This window comes from Pelomonas cellulosilytica (genome assembly GCF_021353265.1).
Taxonomy (GTDB): domain Bacteria; phylum Pseudomonadota; class Gammaproteobacteria; order Burkholderiales; family Burkholderiaceae_C; genus Pelomonas; species Pelomonas cellulosilytica.
In genome coordinates this window covers 321,777-342,472 of sequence record NZ_JAJTWU010000006.1, presented here as the reverse complement: position 1 = coordinate 342,472, position 20,696 = coordinate 321,777, and the positions used below count along the sequence as shown (strand labels likewise).

16 protein-coding genes are annotated in these 20,696 nt (G+C 67.2%); 15 read left to right on the top strand and 1 reads right to left on the bottom strand.

All coding sequences use genetic code 11. The features are described 5' to 3' along the window. Positions 1-2: 2 nt before the first annotated feature. The 5 genes from LXT13_RS16970 to LXT13_RS16950 all read left to right on the top strand — a co-directional run bounded on the left by LXT13_RS16970 (position 3) and on the right by LXT13_RS16950 (position 6,926). Positions 3-1,535 (top strand): acyl-CoA carboxylase subunit beta, encoded by a 1,533-nt coding sequence (locus tag LXT13_RS16970; RefSeq protein ID WP_233373137.1) that lies wholly within the window; start codon positions 3-5, stop codon positions 1,533-1,535. Between the two features lie 3 nt (positions 1,536-1,538). Further along, positions 1,539-2,942, top strand: coding sequence for a helix-hairpin-helix domain-containing protein (locus LXT13_RS16965; protein WP_233373136.1), 1,404 nt, complete (start codon positions 1,539-1,541; stop codon positions 2,940-2,942). A 54-nt stretch (positions 2,943-2,996) separates the two neighbouring features. After that, positions 2,997-5,042, top strand: coding sequence for an acetyl-CoA carboxylase biotin carboxylase subunit (gene accC, locus LXT13_RS16960; RefSeq protein ID WP_233373135.1), 2,046 nt, complete (start codon positions 2,997-2,999; stop codon positions 5,040-5,042). Next, positions 5,039-5,509, top strand: coding sequence for a VOC family protein (locus LXT13_RS16955; RefSeq protein WP_233373134.1), 471 nt, complete (start codon positions 5,039-5,041; stop codon positions 5,507-5,509). Before accC ends, LXT13_RS16955 begins: the two co-directional genes overlap by 4 nt. Positions 5,510-5,576: 67 nt before the next feature. Beyond that, on the top strand, positions 5,577-6,926 hold the full coding sequence (locus tag LXT13_RS16950; RefSeq protein ID WP_233373133.1) for a phospholipase C/P1 nuclease family protein: 1,350 nt from the start codon (positions 5,577-5,579) through the stop codon (positions 6,924-6,926). Here LXT13_RS16950 and LXT13_RS16945 read toward each other — a convergent pair. After that, on the bottom strand, positions 6,923-8,803 hold the full coding sequence (locus LXT13_RS16945) for an HAD-IIIC family phosphatase (protein ID WP_233373132.1): 1,881 nt from the start codon (positions 8,801-8,803) through the stop codon (positions 6,923-6,925). The two genes, LXT13_RS16950 and LXT13_RS16945, sit on opposite strands and share 4 nt — an antisense overlap. Positions 8,804-9,060: 257 nt before the next feature. Between LXT13_RS16945 and LXT13_RS16940 the strand changes: the two genes are divergently transcribed. From LXT13_RS16940 to trpA, 10 genes are all read left to right on the top strand, one after another. Then, entirely contained in the window at positions 9,061-9,954 is an 894-nt protein-coding gene (locus LXT13_RS16940; RefSeq protein ID WP_233373131.1) for a LysR family transcriptional regulator, read from the top strand. Beyond that, on the top strand, positions 9,951-11,363 hold the full coding sequence (leuC, locus tag LXT13_RS16935; RefSeq protein ID WP_233373130.1) for a 3-isopropylmalate dehydratase large subunit: 1,413 nt from the start codon (positions 9,951-9,953) through the stop codon (positions 11,361-11,363). Before LXT13_RS16940 ends, leuC begins: the two co-directional genes overlap by 4 nt. Before the next feature lies 1 nt (position 11,364). Further along, positions 11,365-12,012 carry a 3-isopropylmalate dehydratase small subunit gene (gene leuD, locus LXT13_RS16930; RefSeq protein WP_233373129.1) on the top strand — a complete coding sequence of 216 codons (648 nt, stop codon included), beginning with the start codon at positions 11,365-11,367 and terminating at the stop codon, positions 12,010-12,012. A gap of 1 nt (position 12,013) precedes the next feature. Next, positions 12,014-13,114 carry a 3-isopropylmalate dehydrogenase gene (leuB, locus tag LXT13_RS16925; protein ID WP_233373128.1) on the top strand — a complete coding sequence of 367 codons (1,101 nt, stop codon included), beginning with the start codon at positions 12,014-12,016 and terminating at the stop codon, positions 13,112-13,114. A 92-nt stretch (positions 13,115-13,206) separates the two neighbouring features. Next, entirely contained in the window at positions 13,207-14,319 is a 1,113-nt protein-coding gene (gene asd / locus LXT13_RS16920; protein ID WP_233373127.1) for an aspartate-semialdehyde dehydrogenase, read from the top strand. Positions 14,320-14,594: 275 nt separating this feature from the next. Next, positions 14,595-17,075: a motility hub landmark protein FimV gene (locus tag LXT13_RS16915; RefSeq protein ID WP_233373126.1), complete on the top strand. Its 2,481-nt coding sequence runs from the start codon at positions 14,595-14,597 to the stop codon at positions 17,073-17,075. Positions 17,076-17,170: 95 nt separating this feature from the next. Next, a complete protein-coding gene (gene truA, locus LXT13_RS16910; RefSeq protein ID WP_233373125.1) occupies positions 17,171-17,953 on the top strand; it encodes a tRNA pseudouridine(38-40) synthase TruA in 783 nt (260 codons plus the stop codon). Further along, positions 17,950-18,591, top strand: coding sequence for a phosphoribosylanthranilate isomerase (locus tag LXT13_RS16905; protein ID WP_233373219.1), 642 nt, complete (start codon positions 17,950-17,952; stop codon positions 18,589-18,591). Before truA ends, LXT13_RS16905 begins: the two co-directional genes overlap by 4 nt. 10 nt (positions 18,592-18,601) lie before the next feature. Further along, the gene (gene trpB, locus LXT13_RS16900; RefSeq protein WP_233373124.1) at positions 18,602-19,891 is read left to right on the top strand and encodes a tryptophan synthase subunit beta; all 1,290 of its coding nucleotides are present in this window, start codon (positions 18,602-18,604) and stop codon (positions 19,889-19,891) included. Further along, positions 19,888-20,694: a tryptophan synthase subunit alpha gene (gene trpA / locus LXT13_RS16895; RefSeq protein WP_233373123.1), complete on the top strand. Its 807-nt coding sequence runs from the start codon at positions 19,888-19,890 to the stop codon at positions 20,692-20,694. Before trpB ends, trpA begins: the two co-directional genes overlap by 4 nt. Positions 20,695-20,696: the final 2 nt, after the last annotated feature.

Below are 20,696 nucleotides of genomic sequence, written 5' to 3'. Positions count from 1 at the left end.
CCATGCACGACATCCTGCAGGCCCTCGAAGCCAAGCGCGCCCTGGCGCGGCTCGGCGGTGGCGAGAAGCGCATCGCCGCTCAGCACGCCAAAGGCAAGCTCACCGCGCGTGAGCGGCTGGAGCTGCTGTTCGACGAAGGCAGCTTCGAGGAATGGGACATGTTCGTCGAGCACCGCTGCGTGGACTTCGGCATGGCCGACAACAAGATCCCCGGCGATGGCGTCGTGACCGGCTACGGCATGATCAACGGGCGCCTCGCCTTCGCCTTCAGCCAGGACTTCACGGTCTTCGGTGGTGCGCTGAGTGAGTCTCACGCCGAGAAGATCTGCAAGGTGATGGACCAGGCGATGAAGGTTGGCGCCCCGGTCATCGGGCTGAACGATTCGGGCGGTGCGCGCATCCAGGAGGGTGTCGCATCGCTGGGCGGTTACGCCGACGTCTTCCAGAAGAACGCGCTGGCGTCGGGCGTCATCCCGCAGATCAGCATGATCATGGGGCCGTGCGCCGGTGGCGCGGTGTATTCGCCGGCGATGACCGACTTCATCTTCATGGTGAAGGACAGCAGCTACATGTTCGTCACCGGCCCCGAGGTCGTGAAGACGGTGACGCACGAGGAAGTGAGCGCCGAGGAGCTGGGCGGCGCCACGACGCACAACACCAAGAGCGGCGTGGCGGACCTGAGCTTCGAGAACGACGTGGAGGCGCTGCTGATGCTGCGCCGCTTCTTCAACTACCTGCCGTTGTCCAACCGTGAGAAGGCGCCCGTCCGACCAAGCGGCGACCCGGCCAACCGGCTCGACCATTCGCTCGACACGCTGGTGCCCGACAACCCCAACAAGCCCTACGACATCAAGGAGTTGATCCTGAAGGTCGTGGACGATGGCGACTTCTTCGAACTGCAGCCCGGCTACGCGAAGAACATCGTCACCGGCTTCGCCCGCATGGAAGGCCAGACGGTGGGCATCGTCGCCAACCAGCCGCTGGTGCTGGCCGGCTGCCTGGATATCAAGAGCAGCATCAAGGCGGCGCGCTTCGTGCGCTTCTGCGACGCCTTCCACATCCCGGTCGTCACCTTCGTCGACGTGCCCGGGTTCATGCCCGGTACGGCGCAGGAGTACGGCGGCATCATCAAGCACGGCGCCAAGCTGCTGTACGCCTACGCCGAGGCGACCGTGCCCAAGATCACCGTCATCACGCGCAAGGCATACGGCGGCGCCTACGACGTGATGGCCTCCAAGCACCTGCGCGGCGACGTCAACTTCGCCTGGCCCAACGCCGAGATCGCCGTGATGGGCGCCAAGGGCGCCGTGGAAATCATCTTTCGCGAGGACAAGAAGGACCCCGCCAAGCTGGCCGAGCGCGAGGCCGAGTACAAGGCCCGCTTCGCCAACCCGTTCGTCGCGGGCGCACGGGGCTTCATCGACGACGTCATCCAGCCGCACGAGACGCGCAAGCGCATCTGCCGCAGCCTGGCCATGCTGAAAGACAAGAAGCTGGAGAACCCGTGGCGCAAGCACGGGAACATTCCGCTGTAAGCCATGGCGAAGGCCCGTTACGCCGCCGAGGCCAAGCGCCTCACGGACATTCCCAACATCGGCAAGGCCGCTGCAGCGGACCTGGTCGCTCTGGGCATCCACACGCCGGCCGATGTGGCCCGCATGGACCCGTTCCAGGCCTACGACGCACTGCGCGACCCCATGGGCCAGCGCCACGATCCTTGTGTACTGGACACATTTATGGCTGCCCACGATTTCATGAATGGTGGCCCGCCGCATCCCTGGTGGCATTTCACGCCGCAGCGCAAGGCCCTGCTCGCTACGGCACTGGCCGCCGGCCTGGCCGCGGGCGTGCAGGCGGCCGAGCACCGCGACCCGGCCTCGGGCTGCACGGTGATGGCGCCCAGCTACCTGGCCAGCAACGACTACATCTTCAAGTACGAGGGCGCGTGCCGCGATGGCCTGGCCGAAGGCAAGGGCAAGGCCATCTGGACGCTGCGCTACGCCAGCAGCAAGCGCGAGGAATGGTCGGGCCGCTTCAGCGCCGGCGTGTTTGTGCCCGAGCCGTCGGACGGCGTGCGGGCCATGTCCATCGGCCGTGAGAGGGTGCTGTTCGACCTTGGCGCGCTGCCGAAGCTGCAGGGCATGAGCCCGCGGCTGGCGGTGGAGGCCACGTCCGAACTGGTGCGCTATCCCGACCCCTGCCAGCCCGACGCCCTGTGGGTGCTGCAGGCGGAAGGCCCCGCGCTGGGCCAGGATGACGTGGCGCAGCAGTTGCTGCGCTCGGCTGCCGACAAGCTCAAGCAACGCTGCGGCGCTGACCGACTGCGCATCTTCGAGCGCTCCACCAGCGAACGCAGCCATTTGCGGGTGCGCGCCGTGCCCCAGCCGCAGCTTGAGATGGACACCTACGGCAACCCGCAAGGCGTGCTGGTGGAGGCCTCGGTGCCGCTGGCTGCCGGTCAGCCGCTGGAGCAGTACGGCAACCAGGTCGCCGCGCAAATCCGCCAGCGCCAGGCCCGCGAGGAGCGCGAGCAGGCGCGCCAGGCCAACGCCCAGCGACTGAAGGCCTTCGCCAAGCCCGCCGGCGCTGCACTCTGGGTTAGTGTGCCAACACTCGCGCAGAACCCTTTTCGCTACCAGGACCAGGTCGTGCTGACGGCCGTGACGCTCGATGAAGTGCTGGACCCGAAACGCGCCCGCGTGACCGGCCTGCGCGGTGCCGGCACCTACCAGTTCGCGATGCTGGAGGGCGAGGGACTGGGGCGCTGGGCGCCCGGCGCCCGCGTGCTGGCCACCCGCGTGCTTGGCCGCCTGCCCGCCACCGACGAGCACTTGCCTTCGGGCCTGCGCCTGCAGCTCGTGGCGGAGCTGCGCTGCGAGGAGCTCGACTGCAGCGACCGCCTCGACCTGCTCACGCCCGTGCGTGACGGTGAAGCGCCCTGAACCGGCACCCGGCCCTGACATCGAATGAACCGTTCCGCTTCCCCGGAGAACTCCATGTTCAAGAAGATCCTGATCGCCAACCGCGGTGAAATCGCGTGTCGCGTCATCGCCACCGCGCGCAAGATGGGCATTGCGACCGTCGCCGTCTATTCGGAGGCCGACAAGGATGCCCGTCATGTGGCGCTGGCCGACGAGGCCGTGCTGCTGGGCCCGGCGCCATCGCGCGAGAGCTATCTTGTCGCCGACAAGATCATTGCCGCCTGCAAGCAGACGGGCGCCCAGGCGCTGCATCCGGGCTACGGCTTCCTCAGTGAGAACGAGGACTTCGCCCGGCGCTGCGAGGAAGAAGGCATCGTCTTCATCGGCCCCAAGCACTACAGCATCGCGGCCATGGGCGACAAGATCGCGTCCAAGAAGCTGGCCAATGAGGCCCGGGTCAGTACGATCCCCGGCCACAACGAGCCCATCCTGTCGCCTGAAGAGGCCGTCGAGATCGCCAAGAAGATCGGCTACCCGGTCATGATCAAGGCCAGCGCCGGCGGCGGCGGCAAGGGCCTGCGCGTGGCCTTCAACGACAAGGACTGCTTCGAGGGCTTCACCTCCTGCCGCAATGAGGCGCGCAACAGCTTCGGCGACGACCGCGTCTTCATGGAGAAGTTCGTCGAGCAGCCGCGCCACATTGAAATCCAAGTGCTGGGCGACGCCCAGGGCAACGTCGTTTACCTGCACGAACGCGAGTGCTCCATCCAGCGCCGCCACCAGAAGGTCATCGAGGAGGCGCCGTCGCCCTTCATCAGCGAGGCCACTCGCAAGGCCATGGGCGAACAGGCCGTGGCACTGGCCAAGGCCGTCAAGTATCAGAGCGCCGGCACGGTGGAGTTCGTCGTCGGCAAGAACCAGGACTTCTACTTCCTGGAGATGAACACGCGGCTGCAGGTGGAGCACCCGGTCACGGAGTGCATCACGGGGCTGGACCTTGTCGAGCAGATGATCCGCGTCGCCGCCGGCGAGCCGCTGCCCTTCACGCAGGCCGACATCAAGCGTGACGGCTGGGCCATCGAGTGCCGCATCAACGCAGAAGACCCGTTCCGCAACTTCCTGCCCAGCACCGGCCGCCTCGTTCGCTACCAGCCGCCGGAAGCCGGCATGGTTCAGGCCGAGCCGCAGCGTTTCGGCGTGCGCGTGGACACCGGCGTCTACGAAGGCGGCGAGATCCCGATGTTCTACGACTCGATGATCGCCAAGCTCATCGTGCATGGTCAGGACCGCGCCGAGGCGATTGCGAAGATGCGCGAGGCGCTCAACGGCTTCGTCATCCGTGGCGTGTCCAGCAACATCCCGTTCCAGGCGGCGCTGCTGGCGCACCCGGACTTCGCGACCGGCAACTTCAACACCGGCTTTATCGCCCAGCACTACGCCGGCGGCTTCAAGTCCGAGGACGTGCCCCATGACGACTCGCTGTTCCTCGTCGCGCTGGCCGGCTTCATTCGCCGCAAGGCGCGCGAGCGTGAGGCCGGCATCAGCGGCCAGTTGCCGGGCCATGAGGTGCAGATCGAGCACGACTACGTCGCGGTCGTGAATCTGGGCGGTGGCAATACCGAGCAGCACGCGCTGCACATCAGCGAGTTCGCCGGGGCGCTCGGCGAGGCGCTGGTGAAGGTAGGCGGGCGCGACTACCGCATCGTCAGCAGCTCCCGGCTCAATGACGTGCGCATCACGGGGACCGTCAACGGCCGGTCCTTCACCGCGCAGGCCGAGCGCGGTACGGCGAAGAATCCGCTGGCCTACCGCATCCAGCACGGCGGCCGCTCGCTGGAGGTGACCGTGCTGAGCCCGCGCGCCGCGGAGCTGCAGGCGCTGATGCCCTACAAGGCACCGCCGGACACGTCCAAGCTGCTGCTGTCGCCGATGCCTGGCCTGCTGGTGAATCTTGCCGCACAGGTTGGGCAGGCCGTGCAGGCCGGCGAGCGCCTGGCCGTTATCGAGGCCATGAAGATGGAGAATATCCTGACCGCCTCGCAGGACGTGCAGGTGGCCGAGATCCTTGCCAAGCCGGGCGAGAGCCTGTCGGTGGACCAGCCCATTCTGAGGTTCGCATGACGACACCGCGTCCTTTCAGGATTCTCGGCCTGCAACAGGTCGCCATCGGCGGCCTCGACAAGGGCAAGCTCCGCCACCTGTGGGTGGAGCTTCTGGGCGTGCCCGTGACCGGTACGTTCAAGAGCGAGCGCGAGAACGTGGACGAGGACATCTGCACGCTGGGGCAGGGCGCCCATGCGGTGGAGGTGGACCTGATGCAGCCGCTGGACGCGGAGAAGAAGCCCGCCGTCCACGCCACGCCGCTGAACCACATCGGCCTGTGGGTGGACGACCTGCCCGTGGCCGTGCAGTGGCTGGAGGCTCAGGGCTTGCGCTTTGCGCCCGGCGGCATCCGCCGTGGCGCCGCGGGCCACGACATCTGCTTCGTACATCCCAAGGGCAACGAACAGTTTCCGTTTGGTGGCGAGGGCGTGCTGATCGAGCTGGTGCAGGCGCCGCCCGATGTCGTGGCGGCGTTGTCCGCCTGACACCCACCGCAAGGTTGGCGCTGACCTGCGGTCAGAATGCGCGGCCCGTTCCTGATCGTTGTTCCCGATGCGCCTGGTCCTTGCCCTGATCGCCTCGCTCCTGCCTGCACTGGCGCAGGCCTGGGGCAACCACAGCCCGATGTGCTACCGCGCCTTCGAGCATATGCCCGAGGTGGCCGACGCGCCGCCCGTGACGGCCGAGCCCCTCGCCGACTTCCTGCTCGCCGAGGAACCGGCCATCGCGCGCTTGCTGGATGCGCAGGAGGACTGGGCGCGTGAACACCTGAAGGGCCATGCGCCGCGCCCCGATGCGCTTCGCCTGGTTCCAGATGCCCGCCGAAGCGACGCGGAGCGGCGGGCGGCCTTCCTGCGCGCGCTGCGCCTGTCGCCCGACGCGCGGCTGACCCTGTACGTGCAAATCGACGCGCGCGAGCCCGACACCGTCCGCGCGCCGCTGGCCGCGAGTCAGGTCAGCGCCGTGGCCAACGGCAAAGGCGCCACTCAGCGCTTCGTCGCACTGCAGCCCGGCGAGGCGGTGGCCCCCCTGGCGGTCCTCGCGTCGGGCTGCGACGAGCCCGACTATGGGCACGACGTGAATCTTTTCGATGACAACCCTGGCAGTCCGCAGCACCCGTCCTACGGCTTCGGCAAGCAGCCCTTCGGCAACGCGGCCATCGCCGTCGGTTCGCAGGCGCCGTTCCACATGGGCTTCTTCCACCAGGGGAGGCTCTTCAACACGCTGGCACGCAGCTTCACCCGCACGTTCGCCGAGCTGCGCGTGCAGCAGTACGGCGGCCTGGCCGTGCTGGCCTGGCAGACCGGTCACGCCTACTGGGGCTGGCGCTTTGCCGGCATGGCGCTTCATCACGTCGAGGACCTGACGCAGCCCTATCACGCGAGTGCCGCGCCGAGCGCGACGCTGGGCCACATGATCTGGGCCAACCTCAAGGCGCAGCTGGGAGCGCCGGCCGACCGCCAGGGACTGGTCGTGCTGCAGGGCAACCGGCATTTCGTGCTGGAGAACTTCCAGACGCGCTGGATCGTGGAGAACGCCCAGCACCGCCGCGACGGCCCGCTGGAGCAGGCGCTGCGCGATCTGGCGCTGGACGGCCGCTACCCGGCGTGGAGCCCGTCCTACGTGCGCGACGTGGTGGCGCTGGAGGCGTTCACGGCCGGGCCGCGAACGGATGCGGCGATCGTGGTCGGCGCGCCTGCCAAGTTCGTCTCGGACCCGCAGTTCGATTTCGCCGCCAACGAGGCAGTGCTGGGCCCCGAGCTGGCGCGTGACATGCAGGGCCAGCGAGACGCGCTGCTGCGCGAGGTCGCACGACTGCTGTCGCATTTCGGCGCGCACAGCCGCAACGCGCTGCGCGGGCTGCTGAAGCAGGCAGCCGCACGTCAGGCGTCCGCCCCTTAGGCGGCCTGGTGCACGTGGCCAGGGTCGTCTGTCAGCGGCAGCGTGTGCAAGCCGCCGTCCTGGGTGCACTGCGATTTGAGCCAGGTCGTCAGCGGGAAGTTCTTGTCTGTGGAGACGTAGTGGAGCACGAGCCGCGGCAGGCCCAGGCGGCGCATCACCGCGTTAAGGAAGCTGCGCTCCACCTGCAGCCCGAGCACGCGGCAGGAGATGGCCCACTGGACGAGGATGCCGTTGGGGTTGACCAGTGCAAAGCCCACCAGCCCGTGCTCAGTGAACTTGTCGCGCGCATGTAGCGAGAAGAGCCGGCAGCCGCTGAGCTGCAGCTGTTGCAGATCGGCCGCGCTCGTGCGCAGGCCGTTCAGGTTGAACTGGTTGGTCTTGTTCAGCAGCTCGACCGCGCGGGCGAAGGCGGGCGCAGCCGGGTCCGCGGGCACCTCGGCCACCTGGATGGCGATCTCGAGCCGGTCCAGCGCGTTGCCGGCCTTGGAGGCCTCGTACTCGTCCCGGTGCGTGAGGGCCGTGCGCAGCATCTCGGTGCGCTGCGATGACTCGTTGCTGATGAATGGCACCTCGGTCAACACGCTGTGATGCAGCGTGGACTTGGCGTACATGATCCATTTGCCCATGACCTTGAGCTTGGGGAAAGCTTGGTGCATCAGTTCCCGCTCGACCGGGTTGTCGTCGAGGAACAGCACGTTGTCCGGCAGCAGGTTCACCTCCTGCAGGATCTGGCGCATGTTCTCGGCCTTGCTGTCCCAGTTGATCTTGACGGACACGAAGCTGTCCAGCCGCAGCTTGCCGGCATAGACGCGCTCCAGGTTGCGGACCGTGTCGTCGTGGCTGTTCTTCGAGATGATGGCAAGCAGGATGCCGCGCTGCTTGCAGTAGTGCAGCGCCTCGGTGATGCCATAGGGGAAGCCTTCGGCCAGCCGGTACAGGCTGCCGTCGTCGACGCCGAAGTTGTTGTAGAACGCCTTGTTGACGCGTTCCGGGATGCGGCCGTCATGGGCGTTTGCCTCTTCGGACAGCACGCCGCGCCACAGCGTGTTGTCCAGGTCGGTGACGATCAGCTTGATGGGTGTGGGCTGCGTCAGCGTCATGAACATGGCCTGCAGCTCGTGGCTGAGCATGCGGCCGAACAGCCGTGCGTCGTGCAGCTCCCAGTGCAGCCGCTTGGCGGGCAGCGGGTCCAGGCGCGGGAATTCCAGCTCGCCGACGTCCAGCTCGTTCAGTTCGTCGACCTCGCCCGGCGCCGCGTGGTTCAGCGCATTGAAGAACTCGTCGGACGTAAAGCGCTTGCCGAGCGTGGCAGCCACCGCGTCGGCATCCAGCACGAAGCTGTTGTGCGCGCCTCGGCGTTGCAGCAGGCGTTCCAGTTCCACGTTGAGCTGCTGGATGAAGAACTGCAGGTTGCGCAGGTCGTACTTGGGCAGAAGCTTGCCCATCGGGTTCAGCACCGGCACGAGGAAGTTGGTGACGAAGACAGACTTGTCCGCGCAGCCGCGCAGGCACTCGGCCAGGTACTCCTGCAGGCGCATCCGGGCCTGCTCGAACGCGGCCTCGTAGGCTTCGGGCTGTGCGTACGGTGTGTGCCACAGCTCGCCGTCGCGCAGGATGGCCCGCAGCGGCACCTGGACCAGCACGAAATCGTAGCCGCCGACGATGCCGCTGATGTCCTGCAGCGCGCCGCCGTTGAACAGCAGCAGGTCGGAGGCGCACCACAGATCCTTGCGGATGACGTAGTTGGCCAGGCACGAACCGATGATCAGCGCCTTCTTGCCTTCTGGCTTGGGCAGCGTGTCTAGCAGCGGCGTGCGCAGGAACTCGCCCTTCATGTGGGCGGCGTGAGCGGCGAACGAGTCGTCCTCGAGAAGCATTCCGGGGCTCCTTGGCGGAGAGGTGGTGCAGCGGCCCGCCGCGGGCAGGCCTTGCCGAACGCCCGTCGAGGCCAGCGCGCGGCGACAGGTTTCATTCTGGACTCGGGCTCCCCGTCGCCATGGTCCGTGCAGCGGGGGAATCGCCCCTCAGATCGCGTCAGCCAGGGTAGGCTTTAATTCGTCTCACGCGAAGCGGTAATCGTTTTTTGGCGCAGAATTCGGTTCTTCGCGAAGGCTATGCTGGAGTCCAGACGATCATGCGCCACGATCTCACCACCCTCAACCTCGTGCTGGCCATCGAGCAGACGCGCTCGATTACCCGCGGCGCGGCCCAGGAGCACCTGGCGCTGGCCGCAGCGAGCAAGCGCTTGTCCGACCTGGAAAGCCGCCTGGGCGTGCAGCTCTTCGAGCGCCGTGCACGCGGTGTGGAGCCGACCGAGGCGGGTCGCGCGCTTGTGCGCCACATCCGCTCGTTGCATGCGTCGCTCTACGCCCTCGAGACGGAGGTCATGGAGTTCTCGCGCGGCATCAAGGGCCATCTGCGCATCGCGTCCAACACGAGCGCAATCGCCGAGTGCCTGCCGCCGTATCTCGTCGAGTTCTCGCAGGCGCATGCGCAGATCCGCATCAGCCTGGAAGACCTGACCAGCGCCGAGGTGCAGGCCGCCGTCGCCGAAGGGAGGGCGGACGTGGGCATTTTCACCGCGCCGGTGCTGGACAACCGTGTGCAGACCTGGGCCTTCGCCCGCGGCCGGCTCGCGGCGCTGGTGCCGCTCAAGCACCCGCTGGCCCACCGCGAGGCCGTCAGCTTCGACGACCTGCTGGCCTACGACCTCATCGGCCTGCATGCCGGTGCCAGCGCGCAGGAGCTGATGCGCGAACAGGCGGCGGCGCGCGGCCAGACCCTGAACGCGCGCCTGCAAGTGCGCGGCTTCGACGGCATTGCGCAGCTGGTCGAGTCCGGCCTCGGCGTGGCCGTGCTGCCTGAACATCCGGCCGAACGCTTCACCCGCGTGTTCGGCGTGCGCTGCCTGCGACTTGAAGAGTCCTGGGCCGAGCGCGACTATTACCTCGGTGTGCTGCGCCAACAGCGCCTGCCCACCGTGGTGCAACGCTTCGTGGACACCCTTATTCCCCGAGAGAAGCAATGACTGCTAGAACCCTCTACGACAAGCTCTGGGACGAGCATGTCGTGCACTCCGAACCGGATGGCACGGCCTTGCTCTACATCGACCGTCACCTCGTGCACGAGGTGACCAGCCCGCAGGCCTTCGAAGGCCTGGACCTGGCCAGCCGCAAGGTCTGGCGGCTGTCGGCCAACCTGGCCGTCAGCGATCACAACGTGCCGACGACGGACCGTTCGCAGGGCATCGCTGACCCCATCTCCAAGCTGCAGATCGACACGCTGGATGCCAACTGCGACCGCTTCGGCATCACGCAGTTCAAGATGAGCGACAAGCGCCAGGGCATCGTGCACGTCATCGGCCCGGAGCAGGGCGCCACGCTGCCCGGCATGACCGTCGTCTGCGGTGACAGCCACACGTCCACGCACGGCGCCTTCGGTGCGCTGGCGCACGGCATCGGCACCAGCGAGGTCGAGCATGTGCTGGCGACGCAGACGCTGTCGGCCAAGAAGGCAAAGAACCTGCTCGTCAAGGTCGAAGGAGCCTTGCCCAAGGGCTGTGGCGCCAAGGACATCGTGCTGGCCGTCATCGGCAGGATCGGTACGGCCGGCGGCACGGGCTACACCATCGAGTTCGCCGGCTCGGCGATCCGTGCGCTGAGCATGGAAGGCCGCATGACGGTCTGCAACATGGCCATCGAGGCGGGCGCGCGCGCCGGCCTCATCGGCGTGGACGACACGACGATCAACTACGTCAAGGGCCGCCCGTTCTCGCCCACCGGCGTCGAATGGGACCAGGCTGTCGCCTACTGGCGCACGCTGCATTCCGACGTCGACGCCCATTTCGACAAGGTCGTCGAGATCGACGCCACGGCGATCCGCCCGCAGGTCACCTGGGGTACGTCGCCGGAGATGGTGCTGTCCATCGAGGACCGCGTGCCCGATCCCGATAAGGAGAAGGACGCCGTCAAGCGAGGCGCGATCGAACGTGCGCTGACTTATATGGCGCTCGAGCCGAACAAGCCTATCAGCGACATCCATGTCGACAAGGTCTTCATCGGTTCCTGTACGAACAGCCGCATCGAGGACATGCGCGAGGCCGCGGCCGTCGTGCGCCGCGTTGGCGGCCGCGTGGCCAGGAACATCAAGCTGGCGCTGGTCGTGCCGGGCTCGGGCCTCGTGAAGGCGCAGGCCGAAGCCGAAGGGCTGGACCAGGTCTTCAAGGCTGCCGGCTTCGAGTGGCGCGAACCGGGCTGTTCCATGTGCCTGGCGATGAACGCCGACCGGCTGGAGCCGGGCGAGCGCTGCGCATCGACGAGTAACCGCAATTTCGAAGGCCGCCAGGGCGCGGGTGGTCGCACCCACCTCGTCAGCCCCGCGATGGCCGCCGCGGCCGCGATGACCGGCCATTTCGTTGACGTTCGGACGATCGCCTGACATGGACAAGTTCACCATCCACCAGGGCGTCGTCGCGCCCATGGACCGTGAGAACGTCGACACCGACGCGATCATGCCCAAGCAGTTCCTGAAGTCGATCAAGCGCTCGGGCTTCGGCCCCAACCTGTTTGACGAATGGCGCTACCTGGACCGCGGCGAGCCCGGCCAGGATCCGGCCAGCCGCACGCCCAACCCGGACTTCGTGCTGAACCAGCCGCGCTACCAGGGTGCCAGCGTGCTGATCGCGCGCAGCAACTTCGGCTGCGGCTCCAGCCGCGAGCACGCGCCCTGGGCACTGCAGCAGTACGGGTTCCGTGCCATCCTGGCGCCGAGCTTCGCCGACATCTTCTTCAACAACTGCTTCAAGAACGGGCTGCTGCCCATCGTGCTGCCCGAGTCGGCCATCGCACGCCTGTTCGATGAGGTCTATGCCTTCCCGGGCTACCAGCTGACCATCGACCTGCCGCGCCAGGTCGTCGTCAAGGCCGACGGGGCGGAGCTGCCGTTCCAGATCGAGCCCTTCCGCAAGGAATGCCTGGTCGGCGGCCTCGACGAGATCGGCCTGACGTTGCAGCATCAGGACAAGATTCGCGCCTATGAGGCGCAGCGCATCGCCGCCAAACCCTGGTTGAACCACCGGATCGTCTGACATGACTCTCAAGAAAATCGCAGTCCTGCCGGGCGATGGCATCGGCCCGGAAATCATGGCCGAGGCCGTCAAGGTGCTGCAGGCGTTGGACCTGCCGCTGCAGCTCGACTGGGCTGACGTCGGCGGTAAGGCCTACGAGACCAGCGGCCATCCGCTGCCGCCGGCCACGCTGAAGCTGGCGCAGGAGGCCGACGCGGTGCTGTTCGGCGCCGTGGGCGACTGGAAGTACGACAAGCTGGAGCGCGCACTGCGCCCTGAGCAGGCCATCCTGGGCCTGCGCAAGGCGCTGGGCTTGTTCGCCAACTTCCGCCCGGCCATCTGTTACGAGCAGCTCACGCATGCGTCGTCACTGAAGCCCGAGCTGGTGGCCGGCCTGGACATCCTCATCATTCGTGAGCTGACCGGTGACATCTACTTCGGTCAGCCGCGTGGCCGTCGCACAGCTGTCGATGGCCACTTCCCAGGTGCGGAAGAGGGCTTCGACACGATGCGCTACTCGCGCCCCGAGATCGAGCGCATCGCCCACGTCGCCTTCCAGGCCGCGCAGAAGCGCAACAAGCGCCTGACCAGCGTCGACAAGGCCAACGTGCTGGAAACCTCGCAGCTGTGGAAGGATGTCGTCTCCGAGGTGCAAAAGAGCTACCCGGACGTCCAACTGGACCACATGTACGTGGACAACGCGGCCATGCAGCTCGTCAAGGCGCCGAAGAAGTTCGACGTCGTCGTGACCGGCAACATGTTCGGCGACATCTTGAGCGACGAGGCCGCGATGTTGACCGGGTCCATCGGCATGCTGCCGTCGGCGTCGTTGGATGCGAACAACAAGGGCCTCTACGAACCGTCTCACGGCAGTGCGCCGGACATCGCCGGCCAGGGAATCGCGAACCCGCTGGCTACAATTCTGTCCGCTGCCATGATGCTCAAGTTCTCCCTCAACCACGCCGACGCTGCTGCTCGTATCGAGACGGCCGTGCAGTCCGTGCTGGCCCAGGGCTTGCGCACCGCCGACATCTGGAGTGAAGGCACGACGAAGGTCTCGACCCGCGAGATGGGCGATGCCGTCGTCAAGGCCATCACGACCGCCAAAACCATTAAGAGCTAACGCTCCGTCTCGTCTCGCCCCTCCAAACCCGGCGAACGAGCCGGGGCCCGAAGTGGATGGGGTTTGGTGACCGAAAGACGAAAGGAAAGATGATGACGACCCTGGTAGGCCTCGTAGGCTGGCGCGGCATGGTGGGCTCCGTGCTCATGGAGCGCATGACCGCCGAGCGTGATTTCGACCTGATCGAGCCGCTGTTCTTCTCGACCTCCAACGCTGGTGGCGCCGCCCCGGCCCAGGCGAAGAACGAGAAGTCACTGCAGAACGCGTTCGACATCGACCAGCTGAAGCGCTGCGACGTCATCATCACGGCACAGGGTGGCGACTACACGACCGAAGTCTTCCCCAAGCTCCGTGCCGCGGGCTGGACGGGCCACTGGATCGACGCTGCCTCCACGCTGCGCATGGCGGACGACGCCGTCATCATCCTGGACCCGGTCAACCGCCCAGTCATCGACAAGGCGCTGGCCGACGGCGGCAAGAACTGGATCGGCGGCAACTGCACCGTCAGCTGCATGCTGATGGGCGTCGGCGCGCTGTACAAGGCCGGCCTCGTCGAGTGGATGTCCACGCAGACCTACCAGGCGGCCTCCGGCGGCGGCGCCCAGCACATGCGCGAGCTGCTGACGCAGTACGGCACGCTGAACGCCTCAGTCAAGTCGCTGCTGGACGACCCGAAGAGCGCCATCCTCGAGATCGACCGCCAGGTCATTGCCAAGCAGCGCTCGCTGTCGGCTGAAGAGACTGCCAACTTCGGCGTGCCGCTGGGCGGCTCGTTGATCCCCTGGATCGACAAGGACCTCGGCAACGGCATGTCCAAGGAAGAGTGGAAGGGCATGGCGGAGACGAACAAGATCCTCGGTTCGGACAGCATCCCCGTCGACGGCTTCTGTGTCCGTGTCGGCGCGATGCGTTGCCACAGCCAGGCGCTGACCTTCAAGCTCAGGAAGGACGTGCCGCTGGCCGATATCGAAGCCATGATTGCCGCCGACAACGAGTGGGTGAAGGTCGTGCCGAATACACGGGAAGCGACGATCCGTGATCTCACGCCGGTCGCCGTCACTGGCACGATGACCATCCCCGTTGGCCGTTTGCGCAAGCTGGCGATGGGGCCGGAATACCTGGGTGCCTTCACCATCGGCGACCAGTTGCTCTGGGGTGCCGCTGAACCGCTGCGTCGCATGTTGCGCATCCTGCTCGAACGCTGATTCATCGCTTACGGTCTTTTACGCATGATCTAGGGTTGACCCGGGCATCGTTATGGAAACCAAGCGACACATCAGGTATCGCGTGAGCATTTCAGCGTATATGCTTGATGCCGTTGTGTTTTTGATTCCAGACTCGACGCAGGACACACCGTGCCAACTAGGTTCGTGCAGCACGCGCTGAAGATCGAGACAGGCGGGGCCCATTGCCCCGCCTTGTTGCTTTGGGGAATGCCTTGAAAGACCACATCCGCGACGCATCCGAGGGAGTTCGCCCTATGGGCTTTGCCCACCACCGCCTGGCACTGGCCGCCGCGCTTCTCGTGGCCGGCAGTGGTGCTCAGGCGCTGGGCCTGGGGAAGTTGAACGTGCAGTCGGCGCTGGGTGAAACCATGCGCGCCGAGATCGACGTGACCAGCTTGACGTCGGAAGAGGCGTCTACGTTGAAGGTGCGGGTAGCGCCCCCCGAGTCCTACCGTTCGACGGGGGTGGACTACAACCCGGTGCTGACGTCGACGCAGGTCCAGGTCGTGCGGCAGGGTGGACGCACGATGTTGCGCGTCAGCAGCGACCGTGCCGTGCAGGAGCCATTTGTCGATGTCATCCTGGAGCTGACCTGGTCCGGCGGCCGGCTGGTGCGGGAGTACACGCTGCTGTTCGACCCGCCGGGTCTGCCGAAGCCTGCACCCGTGGTCACCGCGCCGCCTGCGATGGCTGCGGCGCCGGCGCCTGTGGTCGCGTCGGAGGCCGTGCCTGCGCCGGCACCGGCCGTCACGTCCGCGTTGCCGCGCAATGGCACGGCGGCCGCGCCCGCCAACGCCGGCCGTGCACCCGCGCCGGTGACTGTGCGTCCGCCCGTCACGGCGGCATCCGAGTACACGGTCCGCCCGGGTGACTCGCTGTCCAAAGTGGCTGGCCGTACGCAGGTGGCGGGCATCTCGCTCGACCAGATGCTGGTGGGGCTGTTCCGCAACAATCCCGATGCCTTCATCGACGGCAACATGAACCTGCTGAAGTCTGGTTCCGTGTTGCAGGTGCCGGGCAGCGAGGCGCTGGCATCCGTGCCGGCGGCCGAGGCGCGCCGCATCATCATGGCGCAGAGCGCCGACTTCTCCGCCTACCGCCAGCGCCTGGCTTCTGCGGCCCCGACGCTGCAGAACACCGAGAGCGAGCGCCAGTCCAAGGGTCAGGTCCAGGCCGCCGTGGATGACCGCAAACCCGCGGCAGCCCCGACGCCGGACAAGCTGACGCTCAGCAAGGCGGGCCCGGCCAGCGCGGCCGAGACCAAGCTGTCCAAGGAGACGGAGAAGAAGGACGCCGCGGCGCGCGTTGCCGAGCTGACGCGTAACGTCGAGGAGCTAAAGAAGCTGTCCAGCGCAGCCGGCACCAAGCCGGCGACCGTCGCGTCCGCGCCAGCGCCCGCACCGGCGGCGACAACGCTGCCGGCCCCGGTCGTCGCAGCAGCCGAGGTGGCGTCTGCAGTGGCTTCCGCGCCGGCGCCGGCCGCCGAAGCCAGTGCGGCGGCTTCCATGCCTGCCGCCCGGAGTGCACCGCTCCCGCCGCCTCCCGCTGCTGAACCTCCAGGCTTCCTGGAGCAGTTGCTCGACAACCCGTTCGTGCTGCCGCTGGCGGGTGCCTTCGTGGCCGTGCTGGGGGGCTTCGGCCTGTACCGGCTCCGCTCGCGTCGCCCGGCGCATGCAGCCGAGACGGGCTTCCACGAAAGCCGCCTGCAGCCCGATTCCTTCTTCGGTGGCACCGGCGGCCAGCGCGTGGACACGCGCGACGCGCAGAACAGCGGCCAGTCGTCGATGAGCTACTCGCTGAGCCAGCTCGATGCCATCGGCGACGTGGACCCGGTGGCCGAGGCCGACGTCTACCTCGCCTACGGTCGCGACCTGCAGGCCGAGGAGATTCTGAAGGAGGCACTGCGCGCCAACCCGACGCGACTGGCCATCCGCCTGAAGTTGCTGGAGGTCTACGCCAAGCGCCGCGACACCAAAGGCTTCGAGCAGCTGGCCGTTCAGCTCTACGCCGAGACCAAGGGTGCGGGCGAGGACTGGACCAAGGCCCAGGAGCTGGGTCGCACCATCGACCCGGACAATCCGCTCTATCAACCCGGTGGTGCGCCGCTGCTGCATGACGACCACGCCGAGCGGCCCGAGCCGATGAACGCGAGCACGCTGCCGCAGACGGCGCTTCCGCCGAGCGCCAAGGCGGCCGCGGCTCATCTCGGAACGGAAGCGCTGTCTCGCGGCGTCTCGGATCCCGGGCCGGCCAGCGGTTTCGATCTGGCGTTGGATCTGGACCTCGATGCGCCGGAGCCGGTATCTCCGACGGCCATGGCCTCGACACAAGCCATGCCGGCTTCTGTCGAGCAGGCGCCAATGACGATGGATTTCGACATCTCCAGCCGCGGCCTGCGCTCGGCGCCGCCGGCGCCGGACCTGAGCTTCGATGTCAGTGCGATGGGTGGCCTGTCGCCCAGCCCTGCCGCGGCCAAGGCTCCGTCGATGGACCTGGACTTCGATCTCGGCGAGCCGACGAACCCGGGCGAGACGCAGCCTGGCAAGATGGCCGAGGCGCTCGATGCGCTAAGCGACGACGAAGGCGACCCGCTGGTGCGTCAGTTGGAGCTGGCCGACGAGTTCCGCCAGATCGGCGATACCGAAGGGGCCCGCGAGGTGCTGCAGGAGCTGATCCAGCGCGCTAGCGGTTCGCTACGGGACCGTGCGCAGGCGATGCTGAACGAGCTGCGCTGATCCGAACCGCGATACTTCGACGCCCGGCCTGGCCGGGCGTTTTTGTTGCTGCATGGCGCTTGAACCGCTCAATGCACATGATCATTTGAGGATCGATGAGAGTTGCACTTGGGGTGAGCTACCGCGGCGGCGGCTACAACGGCTGGCAGAGCCAGCCCGGGGGGCGTACGGTCCAGGATGCGCTCGAAAAAGGCTTGTCCGCGTTCGCGGCCCAGCCCGTCCGCACGATCTGCGCGGGGCGCACCGACACCGGCGTGCACGGCATCAACCAGGTCATCCATTTCGACACAGACGTCGAGCGCGAGCCGTTCTCGTGGGTGCGCGGCGTCAACCGCTACCTGCCGCCTGACATCGCCATTCAGTGGAGCCGGTTCCCGGGTGACGCCTTCCACGCGCGCAATTCGGCGCGCGGCCGGCGCTATGCCTACTTGCTGCTGGAGTCGGCCGTGCGTCCGGCCATCGAGTCGGGGCAATGCGGCTGGATCTTCCGTCCGCTAGACCAGTCGGCGCTCGAGGCCGCAGCCGGGCGCCTGATCGGCGAACACGACTTCTCGTCGTTCCGCTCGTCCGAATGCCAGGCGGCGTCGCCGGTGAAGACGTTGCGCGAAATCACCGTGCAGCGCCGCGGCGCCTACTGGCGGTTCGAGTTCGAGGCCAGCGCCTTCCTGCATCACATGGTGCGCAACCTGATGGGCTGCCTGCTGGCCGTCGGCAGCGGCACGCGCTCGGTGGACTGGGTCAGCGACGTGCTGGCGGCGCGCGACCGCAAAGTGGCCGCGCCGACCTTTGCGCCCGACGGCCTCTACTTCCTCGGCCCGACCTACGATGCCGAGCTGGACATTCCGCGGCATGTCGCCGCGCTCGATTGGCTCCCATGACCCGAATCAAGATCTGCGGTCTGACCCGCGAGGCCGATGTCGAAGCGGCGGTGGCGGCCGGCGCCGACGCCATCGGTTTTGTCTTCTACGCCAGGAGTCCGCGCGCCGTGACGCCCGGGCGGGCGAGGTCGCTGGCCCGGCTGCTGCCGCCGTTCGTGACGCCGGTGGGCTTGTTCGTAAACGCCACCGACGCCGAGTTGCAGGCGGGCATCGAGGCTTTGCCCAACATGCTGGTGCAGTTCCATGGCGACGAAACGCCCGCCGACTGCGACCGCACCAAGCGACCTTACCTGCGGGCTGCCCGCATGGCGCCCGGCGTCGATTTGCTAGACTTCGCTGCTCAATTTCCCAACGCCCAGGCCTTGCTGCTCGACGCCCATGTCGACGGTTATGGCGGTGGCGGCAAGGTTTTCGATTGGTCACTCATTCCTCCAAGCGTCAGCTCTCGGCTCGTTTTGTCTGGTGGGTTGAATGCAGTCAACGTCGCCGATGGCATCGCACGGGTGCGGCCCTGGGCCGTTGATGTGAGCTCCGGCGTCGAGGTGTCCAAGGGCATCAAGAGCGCCGACCTGATTCATGAGTTCTGCCGCGCCGTTCGTCTCGCTGACAGCGGCGCCGATGCTGAACTCTCCCGCTAGGGGAAAGACCATGTTCCAGTACGACCAGCCCGATGCCTCCGGGCATTTCCGCGCGCCTGCGAAGCCGACCTATGGCGGCAGCTTCGTCTCCGAGACCCTTGTCCACGCGCTGGACCAGCTCAAGGATGCCTACGCGCACTACCGCAACGACCCCGAGTTCATCGCCGAGTTCAAGAAGGAGCTCACGCACTTCGTCGGCCGTCCGAGCCCGATCTACCACGCCGAGCGGCTGAGTCGCGAGCTGGGCGGTGCGCAGGTCTACCTCAAGCGCGAGGACTTGAACCACACCGGCGCGCACAAGATTAACAACGTCATCGGCCAGGCACTGTTGGCCAAGCGCATGGGCAAGCCGCGCGTGATCGCCGAGACCGGCGCCGGCCAGCACGGCGTGGCCACGGCGACGATCTGCGCCCGCTATGGCCTGGAATGCGTCGTCTACATGGGCAGCGAGGACGTCAAGCGCCAGTCGCCCAACGTCTACCGCATGAAGCTGCTCGGCGCGACCGTCGTGCCGGTGGAGAGCGGCAGCAAGACGCTGAAGGACGCGCTGAACGAGGCGATGCGTGACTGGGTCACGAACGTCGAGAACACCTTCTACATCATCGGCACCGTGGCTGGCCCGCACCCGTACCCGATGATGGTGCGCGACTTCCAGCGCGTCATCGGCGACGAGTGCCTGGTGCAGATGCCCGAGATGACGGGCCGCCAGCCCGATGCCGTGCTCGCCTGCGTCGGCGGCGGCAGCAACGCCATCGGCATCTTCTACCCCTACATCCCGCACGATCAGGTCCGTCTGATCGGCGTGGAGGCGGCCGGGGAAGGTATCGCCAGCGGCCGGCACGCGGCCACGCTGTCGGCCGGCAGCCCCGGCGTGCTGCATGGCAACCGCACGTATCTGCTGCAGGATGCGGACGGCCAGATCACCGAGACGCACTCCATCTCGGCCGGCCTCGACTACCCCGGCGTCGGCCCCGAGCATGCGCACCTGAAGGACATCGGCCGCGCCGAGTACGTTGGCGTGACCGATGCCGAGGCGCTGGCGGCCTTCCATCACCTGTGCCGCACCGAGGGCATCATCCCGGCTCTGGAGTCCAGCCACGCCGTCGCCCACGCGATGAAGATCGCGCCGATGATGGCGAAGGACCAGATCCTGCTCGTCAACCTCTCGGGTCGAGGCGACAAAGACATCGGCACCGTGGCAGACCTGTCCCAGGCCGACTTCTACTGCCGCCCGTCCTGCCGTGGGCAATCCGTCAAGGGCGGCGAGTCCGTCGTCACGCTGCCGGGAGGCCGGGCATGAGCCGCATCGACACCACCTTCGCCGCACTAAAGGCGCAAGGCCGCAAGGCGCTGATCCCCTTTGTCACCGCGGGCGACCCGCACCCCGGCGCTACCGTCGATCTGCTGCTGGCCATGGCCGAGGCGGGCGCCGATGTCATCGAACTGGGAGTGCCGTTCTCCGACCCGATGGCCGATGGCCCCGTCATCCAGCGCGCCGGTGAACGCGCGCTGAAGCACGGGATCGGCCTGCGCCAGGTGCTGGCCTTCGTGCGCGGGTTCCGCGCTCGCAACGACACCACGCCGCTGGTGCTGATGGGCTATGCCAATCCGGTGGAGCGCTATGGGCAGGATGCCTTCGTGGCCGATGCGTCGGCGGCCGGTGTGGACGGTGTTCTGATCGTCGACTACCCGCCCGAGGAGTGCGAGGAGTTCGCAGCCAGGCTGCGCGCCGCCAACATGGACGCGATCTTCCTGCTCGCTCCTACGTCCACGGAACAGCGCATGGCCCAGGTCGGCCAACTCGCCAGCGGCTACGTCTACTACGTGTCGCTTAAGGGCGTGACCGGTGCCGGCCACCTGAACACGGCCGCCGTCGCTGAGGCCGTGCCGCGCATCCGCCGGCATGTCAGCACGCCGGTGGGCGTCGGTTTCGGCATCCGCGACGGCGCCACGGCGCGGGCCGTGGCCGACGTTTCGGACGCGGTCGTCATCGGCTCCAAGCTGGTCGAACTGCTGGAGCGCCAGCCCGCCGATAATGTTGCCTCTACCGGCGCGGCCTTCATCCGCGAGATCCGCGCCGCCCTCGACAAGAAGGACGCTTGACC

Bases quoted from the DNA above. Each gene is read 5' to 3' on its own strand.
- trpB (WP_233373124.1), top strand. From the start codon at position 18,602: ATGTTCCAGTACGACCAGCCCGATGCCTCCGGGCATTTCCGCGCGCCT.
- LXT13_RS16940 (WP_233373131.1), top strand. From the start codon at position 9,061: ATGCGCCACGATCTCACCACCCTCAACCTCGTGCTGGCCATCGAGCAG.
- LXT13_RS16905 (WP_233373219.1), top strand. From the start codon at position 17,950: ATGACCCGAATCAAGATCTGCGGTCTGACCCGCGAGGCCGATGTCGAA.
- LXT13_RS16965 (WP_233373136.1), top strand. From the start codon at position 1,539: ATGGCGAAGGCCCGTTACGCCGCCGAGGCCAAGCGCCTCACGGACATT.
- leuB (WP_233373128.1), top strand. From the start codon at position 12,014: ATGACTCTCAAGAAAATCGCAGTCCTGCCGGGCGATGGCATCGGCCCG.
- LXT13_RS16970 (WP_233373137.1), top strand. From the start codon at position 3: ATGCACGACATCCTGCAGGCCCTCGAAGCCAAGCGCGCCCTGGCGCGG.
- leuC (WP_233373130.1), top strand. From the start codon at position 9,951: ATGACTGCTAGAACCCTCTACGACAAGCTCTGGGACGAGCATGTCGTG.
- accC (WP_233373135.1), top strand. From the start codon at position 2,997: ATGTTCAAGAAGATCCTGATCGCCAACCGCGGTGAAATCGCGTGTCGC.
- truA (WP_233373125.1), top strand. From the start codon at position 17,171: ATGAGAGTTGCACTTGGGGTGAGCTACCGCGGCGGCGGCTACAACGGC.
- leuD (WP_233373129.1), top strand. From the start codon at position 11,365: ATGGACAAGTTCACCATCCACCAGGGCGTCGTCGCGCCCATGGACCGT.
- LXT13_RS16950 (WP_233373133.1), top strand. From the start codon at position 5,577: ATGCGCCTGGTCCTTGCCCTGATCGCCTCGCTCCTGCCTGCACTGGCG.
- LXT13_RS16955 (WP_233373134.1), top strand. From the start codon at position 5,039: ATGACGACACCGCGTCCTTTCAGGATTCTCGGCCTGCAACAGGTCGCC.
- asd (WP_233373127.1), top strand. From the start codon at position 13,207: ATGACGACCCTGGTAGGCCTCGTAGGCTGGCGCGGCATGGTGGGCTCC.
- trpA (WP_233373123.1), top strand. From the start codon at position 19,888: ATGAGCCGCATCGACACCACCTTCGCCGCACTAAAGGCGCAAGGCCGC.
- LXT13_RS16915 (WP_233373126.1), top strand. From the start codon at position 14,595: ATGGGCTTTGCCCACCACCGCCTGGCACTGGCCGCCGCGCTTCTCGTG.
- LXT13_RS16945 (WP_233373132.1), bottom strand. From the start codon at position 8,803: ATGCTTCTCGAGGACGACTCGTTCGCCGCTCACGCCGCCCACATGAAG.